Below are 16,840 nucleotides of genomic sequence, written 5' to 3'. Positions count from 1 at the left end.
CTTCCACGCAAATACGCACCTTCCCCACTTATACGTGCGCTCCTGTCAGCGCATGAGCGGGGAAGGTGCGTTTTAGCGTAATTACTGCGCCAGAATGGCCTCGCGCGCAGCTGCACTGAGCTGCATGGCGCGCCCGCCCGTTCCGCCTTCCTCGTTCCACGCCGGGATGTAGCCAAAGCCAATCCCGTACAGCGGATCGGCGAATCCGAGGGCGGCGTTCGCGCCGTCGTGCCCGAAGGCCTGCGCGCTGCCGAAGTCCATGCGCGGGTTGGACTTCATAAACGTGACGCCGAAGGAGTTGATCTCGCAAAAGACCCTGTCCAGACCCCATACCTGTTCTTCACTCATGTGCGCAATGGTGTCTGCGTTCAAGTAGGCCGGAAGCCCGTCAATGCCGGTGGCGGCGCCAGCGTAGACGCGGGCCAGGCCGTCGGCGGAGCCCACGCCGGAGCCGCTGCAGCTGCCCGCCGCACGGACGCTGCGAATGTTGGGCAGCGCCAGCAGGTTTCCGGCCTGCACATTTCCTGACACCCCGGCAATGGAGCCTGGATCCATGAACGCCTGCACCGCCTCCTCTACGAAGAGCACGGGGCGAAAGCGCGGTTCAAGCGATTCGGGCAAGCCCAGGTACATGTCCGCCGCATACGGTTTCCGAATGCGGCGGTTGTACAGGTCCTGCAGCCGTTCCCCGCTGACCAGCACACACAGCTGTTCAAGGAAGACACCCATGGTGAGTGCGTGGTAGCCAAAGATGCCGCTGCCCGGACGCCACATGGGCGTCAGCGCCGCAAGGCGTGCGGCCACCGCGGAAAGATCGTTGTAGTCCTCCATTGCGAAACCGCCTTGGACGCCCACCAACCCAGCCTGATGGGAAAGTAATTGGCGCACCGTGAGCGCGCCCTTCCCATTTTGGGCAAAATCAGGCCAGTAGCTGGCCACCGCAGCATCAAGGTCTATCAAACCGTCCTGGACCAGCAGGGCGAATGCGAGCGCAGCAACTCCCTTCGAGCAGGAAAACACACCTGTGAGCGAATCCGCAGCAGAGTCCTTGCCACCCACCAGACTGACTACGTTGATCCCCTGGTGGTAGACGGCCAGTTGCGCGCTGTAGCCGGGATCGGCGTCGAGCATGGAATCAAAGAGCTCCCGAACACCGGAGAACTGCTCGGTTACGAAACCTTGGGATGGGCCGGCGGCCTGCTGCGGTGAAAGTGTCATGCAACCACTCTAGGGAATGCCGCACTCGTGGTGCCAAGCCGAGGCAGGCGGAACGTCAGCTTTCTGTCAGTCGCTACGGTCACGGTGTTTGCACCCCGGCCAACAGCAGGGCCGGCGTTTGCCCTCCTCAAGCTCTTCTTGGGTTCGGCGTACACGGCGTTCTCGGGTCTTTTCCTGCTTGGCGTCCTCGACCCAACAGATGAATTCATTGCGTGCCAATGGCGTGATGTCACACCAAGCAGAAAGTGCCATGGCGTTGACGAGCAAGGCCTCGCGGAGGTCCGCAGGCAACGGATGGACCACCCCGCCGGGTACTTGCTCGCTACTCATATCACTACAATAACGGGCCGAGAGTCCTTATTTGCGTCCTGTGTAGCCACCGTACCGAAATAGCCACTTATCCGATGCCGCAGTAGTCCAGTAGCAATTCGGCAAACATGGAGTTGGCCCAGGAGAACCATGGCCGCGTGAACCGGGTGGGATCGTTGGGGTCAAAGCCCTCGTGCATGCGCCCAGTGCCGCCGGTGGTATCGCGCAGGCAGTGCAGCAGCCGCAACTTTTCCGCTTTGTCTGCCGTTGTGAGCCCCTGCACGGCCAGCGCAATGGGCCAGATGTACCCCGGCGGCGTATGCGGGCTGCCGATCCCAGCCGCGTGGTCCCCCACAAAATAAAAGGGGTTCTCGGCGCTCAAGATAAAGGCACGCGTGGCCAAGTACAGCGGATCGGCCGGGTCAATGCCGCCCGTCAGCGGCAGCGACAGCAGGCTGGGCATGTTCGCATCATCCATCAGCAGCGTGTTGCCCAGCCCGTCCACCTCGTAGGCGTACATGGGACCGTGGACGGGGTGCTCCACCACTCCGTGGGCCGCCACGCCGGCGGCAATTTCAGCTGCCAGCTCGGCGGCCTCCGCGGCAAGATGGGCATCGGCATACACTTCAGTGGCAATTTCAGCCACCTGCCGCAGGGCGGCAGCGGCGAAGAGGTTCCCGGGGATGTTGAAGCTGAGGACGCAGGCGTCGTCGCTGGGCCGGAAGCCCGCTTACGTCATGCCGGTCATGCCCGACGCCGGCCCCCGTCCCTCCCGCTGCAGCGTCTCGCTCGGCAGGTCCGTATTGCGCTCAAAACGGTAGCTGGAATTCGCTTCGTGGTCCTGCTCAAGGCGCAGCTGGCGCACGATCACCCGCAGCACCGCGTGGGTGGTGGCATCAAAAACGTCGGTACGGCTGGTGCGGCGCCATACTGTGTGGGCCAGCCAGATGGGGAATGCCAGGGAATCCACCTCATATTTGCGCTCCCAGATCCAAGGGTCTCCGCAACCGTCGTGCGGGTCGTAGGAGGCTCCGTTCGCTTCCTTGTTGAAGGCGTTGGCGTAGGAATCCCGGGCCAGGTACTGGAACTGGCGCCGGCTCAGCCCGGCCAGCACCTCGTACAGTTCAGCACCGTCAGCAGAACCCAGGAAGCGCAGGAAAGGCAGCATTTGGGCGGAGGAATCACGCAGCCACATGGCCGGGATGTCCCCCGTAATGACGAACGTGGTGCCGTCGGGCTCGCGAGTCAACGTCGTCTCAAGGGTGTTGCGCATGCCGTCGTGGAAGATCGCGGCCAACGCGCCGTCCCCCGTGCATTTTTCAATCGCCGCAGCACATTCGCGCAGCGGCTGCTTCAAGAACTCCCGGGCATCCCAGTCGGTGCTGCCGTGGTTTTCGTTCATCGTGCTTTTCTCCTTTCCCGCGGAACACAACAGCTTATGCGGCACTGGCCGTGCCCGCCGCACTAGACTTTCAGTGCAACTCCCCCGGCCCCGTGAGTTTCTGGAAGGTTTCTGCCCATGCATGACAAACACGGCCTGATCCAAAACCGACTCAAGCGAGTCTTGGTGGAACGGATCATCCCGGCCATCCATACGCCCGTGTCCCCTTTGAGCCTCACGGCATGGCAGGTGGAGGGCGGCCAAGGCGAACCCGTTGCGCCGTCTGTGGCCCTGCCGGGTTTCAGCAAACACGACGGCGGTGCACCCACCGACGGCGTTGAGTACCTCCCCTTCCACGTGGGCCAACAGTGGGGCCCGGCGTGGGGCACCACCTGGATCCACCTGACCGGTACGGTCCCTGCGAGCGCACAGGGTCGCAAGGTTGAACTGGTGGTGGATTTGGGGTTCAGCCAGTCTTGGCCCGGATTTCAGGCTGAGGGACTCGTGTACCGCCCGGACGGGACGGCCGTGAAGGCACTGAATCCGCTGAACACCTGGCTGCCCGTTACGGAGCATGCCCAGGGCGGGGAGGATATCGACCTGTATGTTGAAGCCGCCTCCAACCCGTTCGTGTTCACGGACAACCCGTTCGTCCCCACACAGCTGGGCGAGAAGTCCACGGCCGGGGACGCGCCGCGCTACACCATGGCCCGTGCGGACATCAACATCTTCAACACCGAGGTCTGGGAGCTTGTTCAGGATCTTGAGGTCCTGGACCAGCTCCAAGCAGAACTGGATCTGGGGAACCCGCGCCGCTGGGACATCCTGTACGCGCTGGAACGCGCGCTGGACGCCGTCGAACTTTCAGACGTACCGGGCACGGCGGCCGCGGCCCGCGCTCAGCTGGCCGGAGTGTTGGCACAGCCCGCCAACGCCAGCGCCCACCAGATTACGGCCATTGGGCACGCGCACATCGACTCGGCGTGGCTGTGGCCTGTGCGGGAAACTGTGCGCAAGGTGGCCCGCACCACCTCCAATGTGGTGAATCTGCTTGAACAGGACCCTGAACTGCAGTTCGTCATGTCCTCGGCCCAGCAATATGAGTGGTTGAAGGAGCAGCGCCCGGAGGTGTTTGCGCGGGTCAAGGAGGCCGTGGACGGGGGCCGCTTCATCCCGGTGGGCGGCATGTGGGTGGAGTCGGACACAAACATGGTCGGATCCGAGGCCATGGCGCGGCAGTTCAGCTACGGCCAGCGTTTCTTCCGCGAAAACTTTGGGATGGAATGCCAGGAGGTGTGGTTACCTGATTCCTTTGGTTATTCGGCCGCGCTGCCGCAGATCGTGAAGCTTGCTGGCGCCAAATGGTTCCTGACGCAGAAGATTTCCTGGAACACCGTGAACAAGTTCCCGCACCACACGTTCAACTGGGAAGGCATCGATGGCACCCGCGTGTTCACGCACTTCCCGCCAGCGGACACCTACAACTCCCAGCTCTCCGGCGCTGAATTGGCACATACCGTGCGGAACTTTCGTGACAAGGGGGCCGCGAAGAATTCATTGATCCCGTTTGGATGGGGCGACGGCGGGGGCGGGCCCACGCGCGAAATGCTGGCCCGGGCGAAACGCACGAAAAACCTGGAGGGCTCCCCGAAGGTCACCATCGCCAGTCCGGCGGAGTTCTTCACCGCAGCAGAGGCCGAGTACCCCAACGCCCCCGTGTGGAAGGGTGAGCTGTACCTTGAACTGCACCGCGGCACGTACACCTCCCAGGCGCTGACGAAGCAGGGCAACCGCCGCAGTGAACACCTGCTGCGCGAGGCCGAGCTGTGGAGCACTACGGCGGCTGTACGCGGTCTCATCGAGTACCCCTATGACGAACTGGACCGGATTTGGAAGCTGGTGCTGCTGAACCAGTTCCACGACATCCTCCCCGGCTCCGCCATCGCATGGGTGCACCGCGAGGCGGCTGAGGCGTATGCCCGGATCGCCGAGGACCTACAAAAGATCATCTTTGCGGCTGTGGAGGCCCTCGCTCCCATAGGTCCCCATGCACCCGTCGAGCCCCAGGACATCGCGACAGCACTGCATTTCAACGCCTCCCCTTGTACGCGTCGCGGCATTGCCCCGTTGAGCGCAGGCGTCCCGGAACCCGAAACCACACAGGCGACGGTGGAGCGCGACGGAAGCGACGTCGTCGTCCGCAACGGGCTCATCTCTGTCCGCTTCGACAAAGACGGCGTCATCAGCTCGATTGTGGACGTTTCGGCAAACCGTGAGCTGGTGCCGGCCGGGCAGGGCGCCAACCTTCTGCAACTGCACACGGACTTCCCCAACATGTGGGACGCGTGGGACATTGACGAGTTCTACAAGAACACCGTCACTGACATCCGCGAACTGGATTCGATGGATGTGGAAATACTGGATGGCGTGGCCCAGATCGCCATCAAGCGCAGTTTCCGGTCCTCGCACATCACCCAGCGCGTGCGCATCGCCGCAGATTCCAAGACCATCACGGTGCACAACAGCGTTAACTGGCATGAGCAGGAGACGCTGCTCAAGGCCGCGTTCCCGCTGGATGTGCACGCCGACCACGCACGGTTCGAGACCCAGTACGGGCATATCCAGCGCGCCACGCATGAGAACACGTCATGGGACAACGCTCGTTTTGAGGTGTGTGCGCACCGTTGGGTGCATGTGGGTGAGCCCGGCTTTGGTGCGGCCGTCGTCAACGATTCCACCTATGGCCACGATGTTTCCCGGCATCCTGGAGCTAACGGCTCCAGCTTCACCACGGTGCGGCTCTCACTGTTGCGTGGGCCGCGTTTCCCCGATCCGGAGACGGATCAGGGCCAGCATTCCTTCACATATGGGCTGGTGGTCGGCGCCGACGTGGCCGATGCCGTGGCTGCGGGCTACGCCATCAACCTGCCGTGGCATGGCGTGCCGGGCGACTGGACCGGCCGCCCTATCGAACCGCTGGTGAGCACGGACTCACCCGCCGCCCTCATCGAGGCCGTCAAGCTGGCCGATGACCGCAGCGGCGACGTCATTGTGCGTCTGTACGAGCCCCTCGGTGCCCGCGCACAGGTGAGCGTCTCGGCGTCGTTCCCGGTGGCTTCCGTGGAGGAAAACAACCTGCTCGAGCAGCCGTACGACGCCGGGCCCCTCACCTTGGGTGCCGCCGACGCGTCCGGAAACCGCCAGATCCACCTTGCCCTGCGCCCCTTCCAAATCCTGACCTTGCGCTTGCAGAAAGGCAGCAAATGAGCCTCCCCACCAACGGATCCCCCGCCACTTCCCGCCGCTCCACCCCGGTCCGCTCCCAGCCTCTGCGCTGGGGTGTGAATTACACCCCGAGCGAGGGCTGGTTCCACTCGTGGCAGGACTTTGACGTGGACGCTGTGCGGGCTGACTTCGAGTCGATCGCCGCATTGGGGCTTGACCATGTGCGTATTTTTCCGCTGTGGCCGCTGCTGCAGCCCAACAGGTCGCTGATCCGTCCGGCCGGCATTGCGGACGTGGGCCGCGTGGTGGACGCTGCCGCCGAATTTGGCCTGGACGTGTCCGTGGACGGCTTGCAAGGCCATCTTTCAAGCTTCGATTTTCTGCCGTCGTGGATCACAAGCTGGCACCGCCGCAACATGTACACGGACCCGCAGGTGGTGGAAGCCGAGGCGCAGCTGATTGCGGCACTGGCGGCCGAGGTCACCTCGCGTCCCAATGTGCTGGGCATGACGGTGGGCAATGAAACCAACCAATTCGCCGTGGAACGCCACCCCGAACAGCAGATGACCTCACCGGCAGAAATGGGCGAATGGTTCAAAACCCTGCTGGCGGCAGTCCGCAGGGCCTGGCCCACGGGCATGCACCAGCACAGCTTTGACGACAACGCCTGGTTTGTGGACAGCTGCCCCGTCACGCCGGCGCACGCGGCCAGCTTAGGCGATGTGACAACCGTGCATTCCTGGGTTTTCGTGGCCGTGGCGCATTTGTTCCCGCAGGGCCACCCCGCTCGCACACTCTTTGCCGACTACCTCGTGCAGCTGGCCGATGCCTACTCCAACGACCCCGCCCGGCCCATCTGGCTGCAGGAAATCGGCGCTCCCCATCCGGCCGTGCCGTTCGATGGCGCTGCCGACTTCTTGGAGCAGAGCCTGCGCCCCGTGCTGGACACCCCGAATTTGTGGGGCGTGACGTGGTGGTGCTCGCACGATGTCAGCCGCAAGCTGGCCGACTTCCCGGAGCTGGAATACAGCTTGGGACTGCTGGACTCCGAGCGCCGCGCCAAGCCTGCCGGGAAGCGGCTGGCCGAGCTGATTGCCGCAGAGAAGGCCAACCCCACGGCTCCCGTCCAGCGCAGCACCGCCGTGTCCTTCGACCCGGGGGACGAAGCCACGGGTGTTGGCCGCTCGGTGGCCGATCCCTCCGGCTCGCTGTTCCCTGCTTGGCTGGAGCTGGCTGCGGCGGGGCAGAAGCCTGCGCTGGTGCGTGCTTCCAAAACGTCCGACGCCGGTTACCTCGCCGCCCGCGGCATCACCGACGTCCGCAGCCAGACAGAGGCACGGTGAGCACTAGGTGGGATGAGGTAAAGCCCAAGAATTCAGCACAAAGGTGGGAGCTGTTGCCGGAGAACGGCACCCATCCGGCGACGCTGGTGCCCATTTTTGAGCGGGCCGTGGAAGCCTTTTACGCCGACGCCCCGGCCTAAGCCGCGGCACAGCACGCTTGGCACCCTTGGCTCCGGGCTGGCCCTAGCCCCAGCTGCTACTGGCGCGTAACATCGAATCATTACCGGGTTTCGCTCCAAGCCGGCCGTGGCAACACCCACCCCGTCGGCGGAATTGAGGAAGTCATGAGCCATGACGCAGCTGTCGAAAGCACCAATGCCACCGCAAAAGATCCCACTGACAAAAAAGTCACGGCTGCGGATGCCAGAAACGCCGCGGAGGCGGCACGGGAGTCTGCGTGGGAGCGGCCAAGTTTCGCCAAGGGCCTGTATCTGGGTGATTTTGACGTGGATCTGATTCATCCACATCCGCAGTCCTCGCCCGAGGACACCGAAATTGGCGATGCCTTCCTTGAGAAGGTTGAGGCCTACGCCAAAACCCTGGACGGCGCCCGAGTCGAACGGGAAGCGAAGATTCCTGACGAATATCTGGCAGGTCTGGCTGAGTTGGGCGTATTCGGCATGAAAATTCCTGTCGAATACGGCGGGCTTGGACTGAACCTGACTTATTACGGGCGGGCCTTGTCCATTCTTGGCAGCGTGCATCCCGCCTTTGGCGCCTTGGCCTCTGCCCACCAGTCCATTGGCGTGCCGGAACCGGTGAAGGTTTTTGGCACAGCTGAACAAAAACAGAAATACCTGCCGCGGTGTGCGGCCGGAGCTGTCACGGCTTTTTTGCTGACGGAACCGGATGTGGGCTCGGACCCCGCGCGGATGGGTTGCCAGGCTGTTCCGTCTGAAGATGGCTCGGAGTACGTTTTGGACGGCGTGAAATTGTGGACCACCAACGGCGTCATTGCCGAACTGGTGGTGGTCATGGCGTTGGTGCCATCCCGTGGTTTGGACGCGGCGGGACGGAAAACCGGCGGTATCACCGCATTCGTGGTGGAAGCGGACTCCCCCGGCATCACGGTTGAAAACCGCAACGAGTTCATGGGCCTGCGCGGCATTGAAAATGGGGTGACACGCTTCCATCAGGTCCGCGTCCCGGCAGAAAACCGTTTGGGACGGGAGGGCCAGGGTTTGAAGATCGCCCTGACCACGTTGAACACGGGGCGGCTGTCCATCCCGGCCATGGCAGCAGGGGCGGGCAAGTGGTCCTTGAAGATCGCCCGGGAGTGGTCCAACGCACGTACCCAGTGGGGACTGCCGGTGGGTCAGCATGAGGCAGTGGGCAAGAAACTGGCCTTCATGGCTGCCACAACCTTCGCATTGGAGGCTGTTTTTGAGCTCTCTGCAGCCCTGGCAGACGCCGGCATGAAGGATGTGCGCATCGAAGCGGCCCTCGCGAAGCTGTGGTCTTCCGAGTTCTCCTACAAGTGCGCAGATGAACTAGTCCAGATCCGTGGCGGACGCGGCTACGAGAGCGCGGCTTCGCTGGCCGCCCGCGGCGAGCGCGCAGTTCCCGCCGAACAACTCCTGCGGGATCTGCGCATCAACAGGATCTTCGAAGGCTCAACCGAAATCATGCACCTGCTCATTGCCCGTGAGGCAGTGGACGCACACTTGGCTGCGGCCGGCGATCTGGCGTCCACCACGGCAACGCTGGCTGAAAAGGGCAAGGCGGCCGTGGGTGCCAGCGGATTCTACGCGAAGTGGCTGCCGAAGCTGGCGGTAGGCAAGGGCATGGACCCGCGTTCCTACAACGACTTTGGGCCGCTGGCCAAGCACCTGCGCTTTGTGGAGCGCGAATCGCGCAAGCTGGCGCGGCAAACGTTTTATGCCATGGGACGGTGGCAGGGAAAGCTCGAGTACAAACAAGCCTTCCTGGGCCGCATCGTTGACATCGGTGCCGAGCTCTTTGCCATTTCCGCCTGCTGTTCCCGGGCCGAAATGCTCCGGCTCAAGGACCCCAACCAGGGCCGGGCGGCACAGAAACTTGCCGACGCCTTCGCGTACCAGTCACGGCTCCGGGTGGAAACGTTGTTCAACGAGCTCTGGCACAACACGGACGATTCCGACAAGTCCCTCAGCGAGGAACTGCTGGCCGGGGACTTCGTGTGGCTTGAAGAGGGCGTGCTGGACCCCTCCGAGGGGACGGGGCCCTGGATCTCCGACGCTGCCCCCGGCCCGTCCACCCATGAGAACCTGCACCGCAAATACCGCTAACCGCTACCAATGACGTCAGGACGTGCAGAACCCCCGCAGCGCCAGGTGCTGCGGGGGTTCTGTTGGTGTCACAAACCGGGTGACTTAGCCGTCGGTCTTCACGATGTACACGTCGCACGGGGCGTTGTGTGAAACGGCATTGGCAACCGAGCCAAGGACGCGACTCAGGCCCTGCATGCGGACGTTGCCCACAACAATCATCTTTGCCTTGCGCTTGGTGGCCTCTTCAATCAGCACCTCGGCAGGCTTGCCCAGCGCTGAGGAGTATTCGGTCTTGACGCCGCTGATCTTCAGTTCCTCTGCAACGCGCTGTGCAACCCGCTCAGCTTCGTCGGCGGTGGACAGGAACCATTCGTCATTGCCAATGGTGACCTTCTCCGTCTTGTCCTCGCCAAAGGCGGTCACAACACGCAAGGTGTACCCCAAAGCCTTGGCCAAGTCCGCTGCAACCTTGGCAGCCTTCATGGAGGTTGAGTTGCCGTCAACGCCAACAATGATGATTCCAGCCATTTGTTTCATCCTTTTCTTCGGCTAAGACACCGGCATTTTCCAACCCGGTGTCATTGTTGTCCCTACTTTAGTCACAAAAGCACACATTTAGGCGGGAACGTGGGCGAACTTACCCACCTATTACGCGTTACCCGCGGCAACTGCCACGGCCAGGATCTCCAGCACATGCTTGTAATTCGCTCCCGTTGCCCGGCTCATGCCCAGTTCACACGTCCTGTTGCAGGACGCATGCGCCGACACATCCATCGCGACCACGTCACGCGCTTGAACTTCCGTAGCCGACGCCGTCAGTTCCGGATGCAGCATGCCCCGGTCCCCCGCAAAGCCGCAGCAGCCCCAGTTCTCCGACACCAGCACGGTCTCCGCCACGGCCGAGGCAACTTGCTCCAGCGCCGGGTTGAGTCCCATCCGCACCGACGAGCACGTGGGGTGCAAGGCCAGCGAGTCCAACCGCACCCACGCACCGTCCAGCATCGGCAGTAGGCGGTCCGCCGTGAATTGCACCGCGTCAACGACCCGCAACGGCCTTTGCCCGGGCGTCAAATTTTCGCTTTCGATGGTGTGCAGCAGGCCCTCGGTGCAGCTTGAGGCATCGCAAATAATCTCCAGCTCACCGTCCCGCGTGGCCTCCCGCAGCATCGTCAACGTCCGCGCATGCATCTGCGCCAACCCGGCGGCCATCCCCTTGGACGACCACGGCGTCCCGCAACAAGCACTCTCAATGCCTTCCGGCACCAGCAATTCCACCCCCACTTTCGCGCACAGCTGCTCAAAGCTCGCCTGTACCCCGGCCGCGCACGCCTCAGCCGGCCCAAACATCACGTTCACACAGGCAGGGAAATACACGGCCGCCGGTTCCCCGGTAGGCGCCGGACGGCGTCGTGCCCTCCCTCCGGCGGGAAGCTCGGCTGAATACAGTGGCAGCGAATCGTGGCCCATCACCTTCCGGGCCGCATTGTTTGCCGGAAGCACGACGCCGAACGGCACTTTCGCGGCAACGTCCAGGGCCAGCCCAGCCCCCTTGGTGACCGTGGCCCAATGCTTGGCGGCCGAGTCCCACAGGGCGCTTTCCACAGCACCGGCCGCCTCGGTGCGCAGGTGCCGCACCAGCGTGCCGGTGTTGATGTCCACGGGGCAGGCGGTTTGGCACATGCCGTCCACGGCGCACGTGTCGATACCGGCGTAGTCGTAGTCGGCGGCCATCTCGTCCGCGAGCGCCGTATCCCCGGTGAGCCGGGCCGTGGCCATGTCGCGCAGGGTGACAATGCGCTGGCGCGGGGTCAGTGTCAGGTTTTTGCTCGGGCATACCGGTTCGCAGTAGCCGCAGGAGACACAGCGGTCCACCTCCGCATCGACTTGCGGTGGCGCCGTCTTTATATGGTTTAGGTGCGCTAGAGGATCGTCCTCGAGCAATACCCCTGGGTTCAGCATGCCCGCCGTGTCGCACAGGTTCTTGATGGTGCGCATCACCTCGTAGAGTTCATCCCCGTATTGGCGCCGGACAAACGGCGCCATGACGCGTCCGGTGCCGTGTTCGGCCTTGAGCGATCCACCCTCGCCGAGCACCACGTCCACCATGTCCTCGGTGAAGGCGGCGTAGCGGTTCAGCTCCTCAGGGCTGGCGAACTGGTCGGTGAGCATGAAGTGGATATTGCCGTCCTTGGCGTGTCCAAACGTGACGGAATTTTCGTAGCCGTACTTCTCAAATAGGGCACTCAGCTCCAGGCAGGTGCGCGCCAGCGCCGGGACCGGGACCACGACGTCCTCCAACAGTGCGGTGGTTCCAGCGGGGCGGGCACCGGCCACGGCCGTGTACAGTCCCTTGCGCAGGTGCCACAGCTCGGCACGGATGGCGGCGTCGGAGCTGAATTCCGCAGGCCCGTCCAGGCCCAGCGTGCCGGCGAGCACCACGGCGTCGGCGTTGAGCCCGGCCAGCTCCTCCTGGTTGCCCGTTTGGTATTCCACGAGCAGGGCCGCATGGTTGCGCACTTTCAGATCACGCACGACGCCGGGCACCTGGCTCAGCCCCTGCCCCACCTTCAGTGACAGCGCGTCCAGCAGTTCCACCGTGGCGGCGCCGCTTTCCACCAGGGCCGGCAGCGCCGTGTTGGCTGCGTGCAGGTCCTTGAACACCAGCAGCCCGGCCGTGGCGTGGGCCAGTCGCGGGATGGTCGCAAAGACAGCCTCGGCCACGAACCCCAGTGTGCCTTCGCTTCCCACGATCAGGTGGGCGAGGATGTCCACCGGGTCATCGAAGTCCAGCAGTGAGTTCAGCCCGTAGCCCATGGTGTTCTTCATGGAGAACTGATGCTCGATCACGGCACGCGAAGCTGGATTGCGGCGCACCCTTTCCGCGAGCTTGGCCAGCCCCAGGAAAAGTTCGGGTTCCAGCGAGCGGAGACGGGTGGAGGCGTCGGGGGCGCCGGTGTCCAAGACGGTGCCGCTGGGCAGGACAAGTGTCAGCGACTCCAGCGTCCGGTAGGCGTTGTCGGTGATGCCGCAGGCCATGCCGGAGGAGTTGTTGGCCACCACGCCGCCAATGGTGCAGGCCACTTCGCTGGCAGGGTCGGGCCCAAACTTTCGCCCGTACCGCAGCAGCCGCGCGTTCACTGCCCGCACCGTGACGCCAGGTTGAACTCGGACACGGGTACCGCCATCGAGCACTTCCATCGAACGGAAGTTCTTGCGCACGTCCGCCAGCAGGCCGCCGCTGACGGCCTGGCCGCTGAGGCTGGTACCACCGGAACGCAGGGTCAGCGGTAGTCCGCGCTCGGAACTGACACGCATGAGCTTGGCAACTTCGGCGGCGCTGGAGGGGACCGCCACTGCTTGGGGAATGAGGAGGAAGTGGGAGGCGTCGTGGGCGTTGGCGTGACGGTCAAGGGCACGGGTGAGGGTTTGTGCGGGGCTGGCCATGGCAGCCGTAACAGCCGCCAGTGATTGCCCGTCCAGCACTTTCTCGCTGCTCCGCGGGTTCTTGCCGCCCGTCGTTTGGCGTCCCTGCCCTGACATGGTGGCCCCTTTGCTCAGCATTCCGTTTTGCGCAGCAGTCCTTTTGTCTCATGGCATCCGTCGCCATACAGCTACCGTCATGTAGGAACCGCGTTCATGACAAGTCTTATGGGCGTTTTGGTGCAAAGCAAGGCACCCGGCACAATGCAGCTTGGGGTAAAGCGCCGCACCTTGCCTGCACAGTCCCCGCGCTGCCCTCACTCGGCGCGTTCCTTGTCCTATGCTGGGGCCACCACTATCAACAGCGTTGGGAGCCCCATGACCATCTCCACAGCAGACTTCTACGACGAGCACGGGCTGAAACTGGCCTCCGTGTCCCTACAGTTTCGCAACTTTGGCGCCGTCACCTGCTTTAGCGGGCCCGCCCGAACCGTGAAGTGCCATGCGGACAACCTGTTGGTGAAATCCCTCCTGTCCACCGCGGGCGAAGGCGCCATTTTGGTGATTGACGGCGGAGGCTGGATGGGGAACGCCCTCATGGGCGACATGATCGCCCAGCTGGCCGTGGACAACAACTGGGCCGGCGTGATCATCAACGGCGCCATCCGCGACAGTGTGGCCATGGCGCAGATGCCACTAGGAGTGAAGGCACTGGGCACCAACCCTGCAAAGAGCTTCAAGGAGGGCACCGGAGACGTTGATGTTCCCGTGCAACTCGGTGACGTGAGCATCCATCCCGGCGAAATGATTCATGCAGACGAGGATGGAATCCTCGTGGGCCCTCGGGAATAGCTGGGCACGGCTGGCGTAGCGGACCGGCCGGCGTGGCTCAGGCGCGGAAGTTGGCTGGCCCGCGCAGTGGTTCCAGCAGCGCCTTCTTCTGCGGGCTCAAGCGGACCAAAGTGCCGCTTGGTTCGTGGAAGAACGCCAGCACGGTTTCAGCAATAACGCATTTTTCTGCTGTCACAGGATCAAAAATGGCGTATGCCACGGTAAAGCTGGCCCCTTTTACGGCGCTGATCCACACTTTCACTTCTGCGGCGACATTGCGGTAGTTCAAGGCCGCCAGGTAGCGGTCCCGGTGTTCCACCACCAGCGCCTGCACATCCGCGTCCAGTTCAGAAAAGATGGGGTGCGCAGCAGCAATGCCGGGCAGCCCGGTACCGGCGGGCGGGCCAAAAGCGTAGACACGAGCCTCCTCAAGGATCCGTAGCACCTCCACGTTGTTGATGTGCCCATAGGCATCCATGTCTCCCCAACGCATGGGGACCTGCAGCGCAAGGCGCTGGACGCCGTCGTACTTTTCCTGCTGAACAGCCATCAGTTTCCTTCACTTTCCACGATTAGCGTCGAGGCGTACCATTCGCGCTCCAGGATGGCGTGGTGCTGCAACGTGATCCATTCGCCTTTGCTCCAGTCAGCTTCGACAAACGTTGCCTCCAAACGCATACCCAGGCGTGTCATGAGTGCTGCGGATTTTTCGTTTCGGGCATCGCAAATCCCCTCAACCCTGTGCCAGCCGAAGCCATGGAAGGCAATGTCCAGGGCGGCTGCGCAGGCAGCAAAGGCAACGCCCCGGCCCTGAACCTCGGGACTGAAGACGAAGCCGATTTCGCCACGCTGCCAATTCTTCGCATCCCACTTCAACAGCACCTCGCCGATCGCCTTGTGGGTGGGGCCGTGTTCCACCGCCAAGTCCAGCCACTGGCCGGGTGTGGTGAAATCCTGCTGCGCAATCATGGATGCGACCGTCAGCGCGGTGTCCGCCATGGTCTGCGGCGGGTGCGGCAGGTAGCGGGCCACCTCGGGCAGTGACCTGTAGGCGTTGACGGCCTGCACGTCGGCGCGAAGTATGGGGCGCAGCCGAACGCCGTCGGCCGCGAAAGGGTATGCCGGTTGCACTGGGACGGGAAATTCTGGTGTGGCGGAGGGCATATTCAGATCCTAATGCGAACTTGCCACCGGACACCCTTCATGCACCTTGGAGCAGTGTTCGAATCCTCTTGGGAAACAGTCAGAGTCCTTGGATACCATGGGCCCATGCCTGCCCCACCTACAACCCGACGCCGAGTTGAACTCGTGTTGATACCCCTTGTTGCAGCCTTTTGCATGGCCTTCATCATCGGGGCCATTGTGCTTGACCGCGATGGCGGATCCTGCCCTGCGCCGAACTGGAACAACCACTTGTCACTGTCATTGGCCGGGAACCAGAGCAGTAATGCCACGGCCGCAGCAGTCACGGCATGTTCCGGCACCGACTGCGTTCCCCAGTCGCCAACGTTCGCCAAGATGTCAGCAGGCGGAACTCGGATGCTCACTCATCAAAAAGACGGCCCATGGATGCTCGCGGTTGGCGCCCTACCGCCCAAGACCCTCAGCTTCAGGGTGTACGACCAAAACGGCAAGGTACTGGCAACCCAAACCACGGCACTGAACTGGACCCGAGTGTCCGGTACCGAACGCTGCGGTGGACGCATGGCCAACATCAAGGTCGTGCTGAACATGCCCTAATTTTTGCGTGGGGTGGCTGTCAGGCGGTGTCCAGCTAACGGTTCATGAAGTGTATGAGCACACCCACGCCCCATGTCCCCGCAGCCAAGGATGCAAACCCAAACTCCGCGAGGATTCCGAGTCCGGTGGCCTTCAGCGCCGCCAGCGATGAGGAAACAGCCGGGCGCAGCTCTCTTTGCCGGGCAAGTTCGGAGAGGAATAGGCCGGCGGCAAAGCCCAGTAAAAGCCCCACTACTGGAATAACAAAGAGTCCGATAACGCCCACCACCAAGCCGATCACCACGGATCTGCCCGGGATGGATCTGGCCTTCATGGCTCTGCCGGTCAACACCGCGCTGGAGGTCATTCCAGCTGCAACAAACACTGCAGCGATGCCGAATATTATCCATCCCAGCGGAGAGCCCAGCACCAGGGCCCAGACAAGCAGGCTCACGCCAATGAGAATGCTGCCCGGCAACACCGGGACTATGACGCCGACGACGCCGACCACGATGGCGACTCCACAAACGATGGTCCAAAAAATCTGCGCATCCATCCTGCAATGGTGCCACGGAACGGCAGCCCGGCCAGGCGCGTAGTTGAGTCTGGCTATTGAGTCTGTCGAATATATCGAATATATGTTTGTGTAGTTATTGCAGTCGTGTAACGGTGGGGGTAGAATGGGGGTATGAGTAATCGGGAGGAGTTCCCCGGAGACCGGGGCTTTGCAGCCACAGTAGATGTGGCTGGACTCCTTGCCGCGATGACGCTTCCTTCCATTGAACCCTTTGGCCCTGACACTCCGGTCCTGGCTGGGTTGCCCGCCTACATTCCGTTCCCGCCACCTCGCCCTGAGCCTGCGTCCAGGGTGGGGGTGGCTCGTGCCGTGTACGACACCTCCATGACCGCGCTGGCGGTACTGAAACGACTCGAGGACGCCACAGCGGCGTGTAAAGCCGCCCTGGTGGCCCGCGTCATCGCAGCAGCCCACGTGGAAGCGGCCGCGACCAACCTTGACCCGTGGCAGGCAGGGATCGCCGACAGTAGCGCTTGCACCGACATCGCGCTGACGCTGTGTATTCCTGAACGCACCGCGGCCGCTTTGGCCCACCACAGCACTGCCTTGCTCACCACCCATCACCACA

At 63.1% G+C, this 16,840-nt stretch carries 14 protein-coding genes and 1 pseudogene; 7 read left to right on the top strand and 8 right to left on the bottom strand.

All coding sequences use genetic code 11. The annotated features are described in order from the left end of the window. Window positions 1–81: 81 nt before the first annotated feature. The 3 genes and pseudogenes from JMA46_RS08365 to JMA46_RS17170 all read right to left on the bottom strand — a co-directional run bounded on the left by JMA46_RS08365 (window position 82) and on the right by JMA46_RS17170 (window position 2,929). A complete protein-coding gene (locus JMA46_RS08365) occupies window positions 82–1,218 on the bottom strand; it encodes a serine hydrolase domain-containing protein (protein WP_207344888.1) in 1,137 nt (378 codons plus the stop codon). Window positions 1,219–1,284: 66 nt separating this feature from the next. After that, window positions 1,285–1,548: a YdeI/OmpD-associated family protein gene (locus JMA46_RS08360; RefSeq protein WP_207344887.1), complete on the bottom strand. Its 264-nt coding sequence runs from the start codon at window positions 1,546–1,548 to the stop codon at window positions 1,285–1,287. A 67-nt stretch (window positions 1,549–1,615) separates the two neighbouring features. After that, window positions 1,616–2,929 (bottom strand): annotated as a pseudogene (locus JMA46_RS17170) (glycoside hydrolase family 125 protein). A 117-nt stretch (window positions 2,930–3,046) separates the two neighbouring features. Here JMA46_RS17170 and JMA46_RS08345 point away from each other — a divergent pair. The 4 genes from JMA46_RS08345 to JMA46_RS08330 all read left to right on the top strand — a co-directional run bounded on the left by JMA46_RS08345 (window position 3,047) and on the right by JMA46_RS08330 (window position 9,743). After that, window positions 3,047–6,175 (top strand): glycoside hydrolase family 38 C-terminal domain-containing protein, encoded by a 3,129-nt coding sequence (locus tag JMA46_RS08345; RefSeq protein WP_207344885.1) that lies wholly within the window; start codon window positions 3,047–3,049, stop codon window positions 6,173–6,175. After that, the gene (locus tag JMA46_RS08340; RefSeq protein ID WP_207344884.1) at window positions 6,172–7,476 is read left to right on the top strand and encodes a glycosyl hydrolase; all 1,305 of its coding nucleotides are present in this window, start codon (window positions 6,172–6,174) and stop codon (window positions 7,474–7,476) included. Before JMA46_RS08345 ends, JMA46_RS08340 begins: the two co-directional genes overlap by 4 nt. Then, complete coding sequence (locus tag JMA46_RS08335) at window positions 7,473–7,616, top strand: hypothetical protein (protein WP_207344883.1); 144 nt, start codon at window positions 7,473–7,475, stop codon at window positions 7,614–7,616. Before JMA46_RS08340 ends, JMA46_RS08335 begins: the two co-directional genes overlap by 4 nt. 144 nt (window positions 7,617–7,760) lie before the next feature. Beyond that, window positions 7,761–9,743, top strand: a complete 1,983-nt coding sequence (locus tag JMA46_RS08330; RefSeq protein ID WP_207344882.1) for an acyl-CoA dehydrogenase family protein — start codon at window positions 7,761–7,763, stop codon at window positions 9,741–9,743. An 84-nt stretch (window positions 9,744–9,827) separates the two neighbouring features. Here JMA46_RS08330 and JMA46_RS08325 read toward each other — a convergent pair whose 3' ends face one another. Continuing rightward, on the bottom strand, window positions 9,828–10,253 hold the full coding sequence (locus tag JMA46_RS08325) for a universal stress protein (protein WP_207344881.1): 426 nt from the start codon (window positions 10,251–10,253) through the stop codon (window positions 9,828–9,830). Window positions 10,254–10,373: 120 nt separating this feature from the next. Then, window positions 10,374–13,169: an FAD-binding and (Fe-S)-binding domain-containing protein gene (locus JMA46_RS08320; RefSeq protein ID WP_247647174.1), complete on the bottom strand. Its 2,796-nt coding sequence runs from the start codon at window positions 13,167–13,169 to the stop codon at window positions 10,374–10,376. A gap of 354 nt (window positions 13,170–13,523) precedes the next feature. Between JMA46_RS08320 and rraA the strand changes: the two genes are divergently transcribed. Continuing rightward, on the top strand, window positions 13,524–13,997 hold the full coding sequence (gene rraA, locus JMA46_RS08315) for a ribonuclease E activity regulator RraA (protein ID WP_207344879.1): 474 nt from the start codon (window positions 13,524–13,526) through the stop codon (window positions 13,995–13,997). Window positions 13,998–14,034: 37 nt separating this feature from the next. Here the strand turns inward: rraA and JMA46_RS08310 are convergent, their stop codons facing one another. After that, window positions 14,035–14,526: a thioesterase family protein gene (locus JMA46_RS08310; RefSeq protein ID WP_207344878.1), complete on the bottom strand. Its 492-nt coding sequence runs from the start codon at window positions 14,524–14,526 to the stop codon at window positions 14,035–14,037. Further along, window positions 14,526–15,140, bottom strand: a complete 615-nt coding sequence (locus JMA46_RS08305; RefSeq protein WP_207344877.1) for a GNAT family protein — start codon at window positions 15,138–15,140, stop codon at window positions 14,526–14,528. Before JMA46_RS08305 ends, JMA46_RS08310 begins: the two co-directional genes overlap by 1 nt. A 105-nt stretch (window positions 15,141–15,245) precedes the next feature. Between JMA46_RS08305 and JMA46_RS08300 the strand changes: the two genes are divergently transcribed. Beyond that, window positions 15,246–15,716 carry a hypothetical protein gene (locus tag JMA46_RS08300; protein WP_207344876.1) on the top strand — a complete coding sequence of 157 codons (471 nt, stop codon included), beginning with the start codon at window positions 15,246–15,248 and terminating at the stop codon, window positions 15,714–15,716. A gap of 34 nt (window positions 15,717–15,750) precedes the next feature. On the opposite strand, the gene JMA46_RS08295 is transcribed toward JMA46_RS08300, so the two are convergent. Continuing rightward, window positions 15,751–16,251 (bottom strand): DUF456 domain-containing protein, encoded by a 501-nt coding sequence (locus JMA46_RS08295; RefSeq protein WP_207344875.1) that lies wholly within the window; start codon window positions 16,249–16,251, stop codon window positions 15,751–15,753. 132 nt (window positions 16,252–16,383) lie between these two features. Here JMA46_RS08295 and JMA46_RS08290 point away from each other — a divergent pair. After that, window positions 16,384–16,840 (top strand): hypothetical protein (locus tag JMA46_RS08290; RefSeq protein ID WP_207344874.1); only part of this gene is annotated, 457 nt, incomplete at its 3' end.

The organism is Arthrobacter sp. E3, assembly GCF_017353415.1.
Classification (GTDB): domain Bacteria; phylum Actinomycetota; class Actinomycetes; order Actinomycetales; family Micrococcaceae; genus Specibacter.
The sequence above is the reverse complement of the archived record's forward strand: the minus strand, read 5'-3'. Positions and strand labels throughout refer to the sequence as shown.

Coding starts and splice junctions, on each gene's coding strand:
- JMA46_RS08365 (WP_207344888.1), bottom strand. CDS start 1,218: ATGACACTTTCACCGCAGCAGGCCGCCGGCCCATCCCAAGGTTTCGTA.
- JMA46_RS08360 (WP_207344887.1), bottom strand. CDS start 1,548: ATGAGTAGCGAGCAAGTACCCGGCGGGGTGGTCCATCCGTTGCCTGCG.
- JMA46_RS08345 (WP_207344885.1), top strand. CDS start 3,047: ATGCATGACAAACACGGCCTGATCCAAAACCGACTCAAGCGAGTCTTG.
- JMA46_RS08340 (WP_207344884.1), top strand. CDS start 6,172: ATGAGCCTCCCCACCAACGGATCCCCCGCCACTTCCCGCCGCTCCACC.
- JMA46_RS08330 (WP_207344882.1), top strand. CDS start 7,761: ATGAGCCATGACGCAGCTGTCGAAAGCACCAATGCCACCGCAAAAGAT.
- JMA46_RS08325 (WP_207344881.1), bottom strand. CDS start 10,253: ATGGCTGGAATCATCATTGTTGGCGTTGACGGCAACTCAACCTCCATG.
- JMA46_RS08320 (WP_247647174.1), bottom strand. CDS start 13,169: ATGGCCAGCCCCGCACAAACCCTCACCCGTGCCCTTGACCGTCACGCC.
- rraA (WP_207344879.1), top strand. CDS start 13,524: ATGACCATCTCCACAGCAGACTTCTACGACGAGCACGGGCTGAAACTG.
- JMA46_RS08310 (WP_207344878.1), bottom strand. CDS start 14,526: ATGGCTGTTCAGCAGGAAAAGTACGACGGCGTCCAGCGCCTTGCGCTG.
- JMA46_RS08305 (WP_207344877.1), bottom strand. CDS start 15,140: ATGCCCTCCGCCACACCAGAATTTCCCGTCCCAGTGCAACCGGCATAC.
- JMA46_RS08300 (WP_207344876.1), top strand. CDS start 15,246: ATGCCTGCCCCACCTACAACCCGACGCCGAGTTGAACTCGTGTTGATA.
- JMA46_RS08295 (WP_207344875.1), bottom strand. CDS start 16,251: ATGGATGCGCAGATTTTTTGGACCATCGTTTGTGGAGTCGCCATCGTG.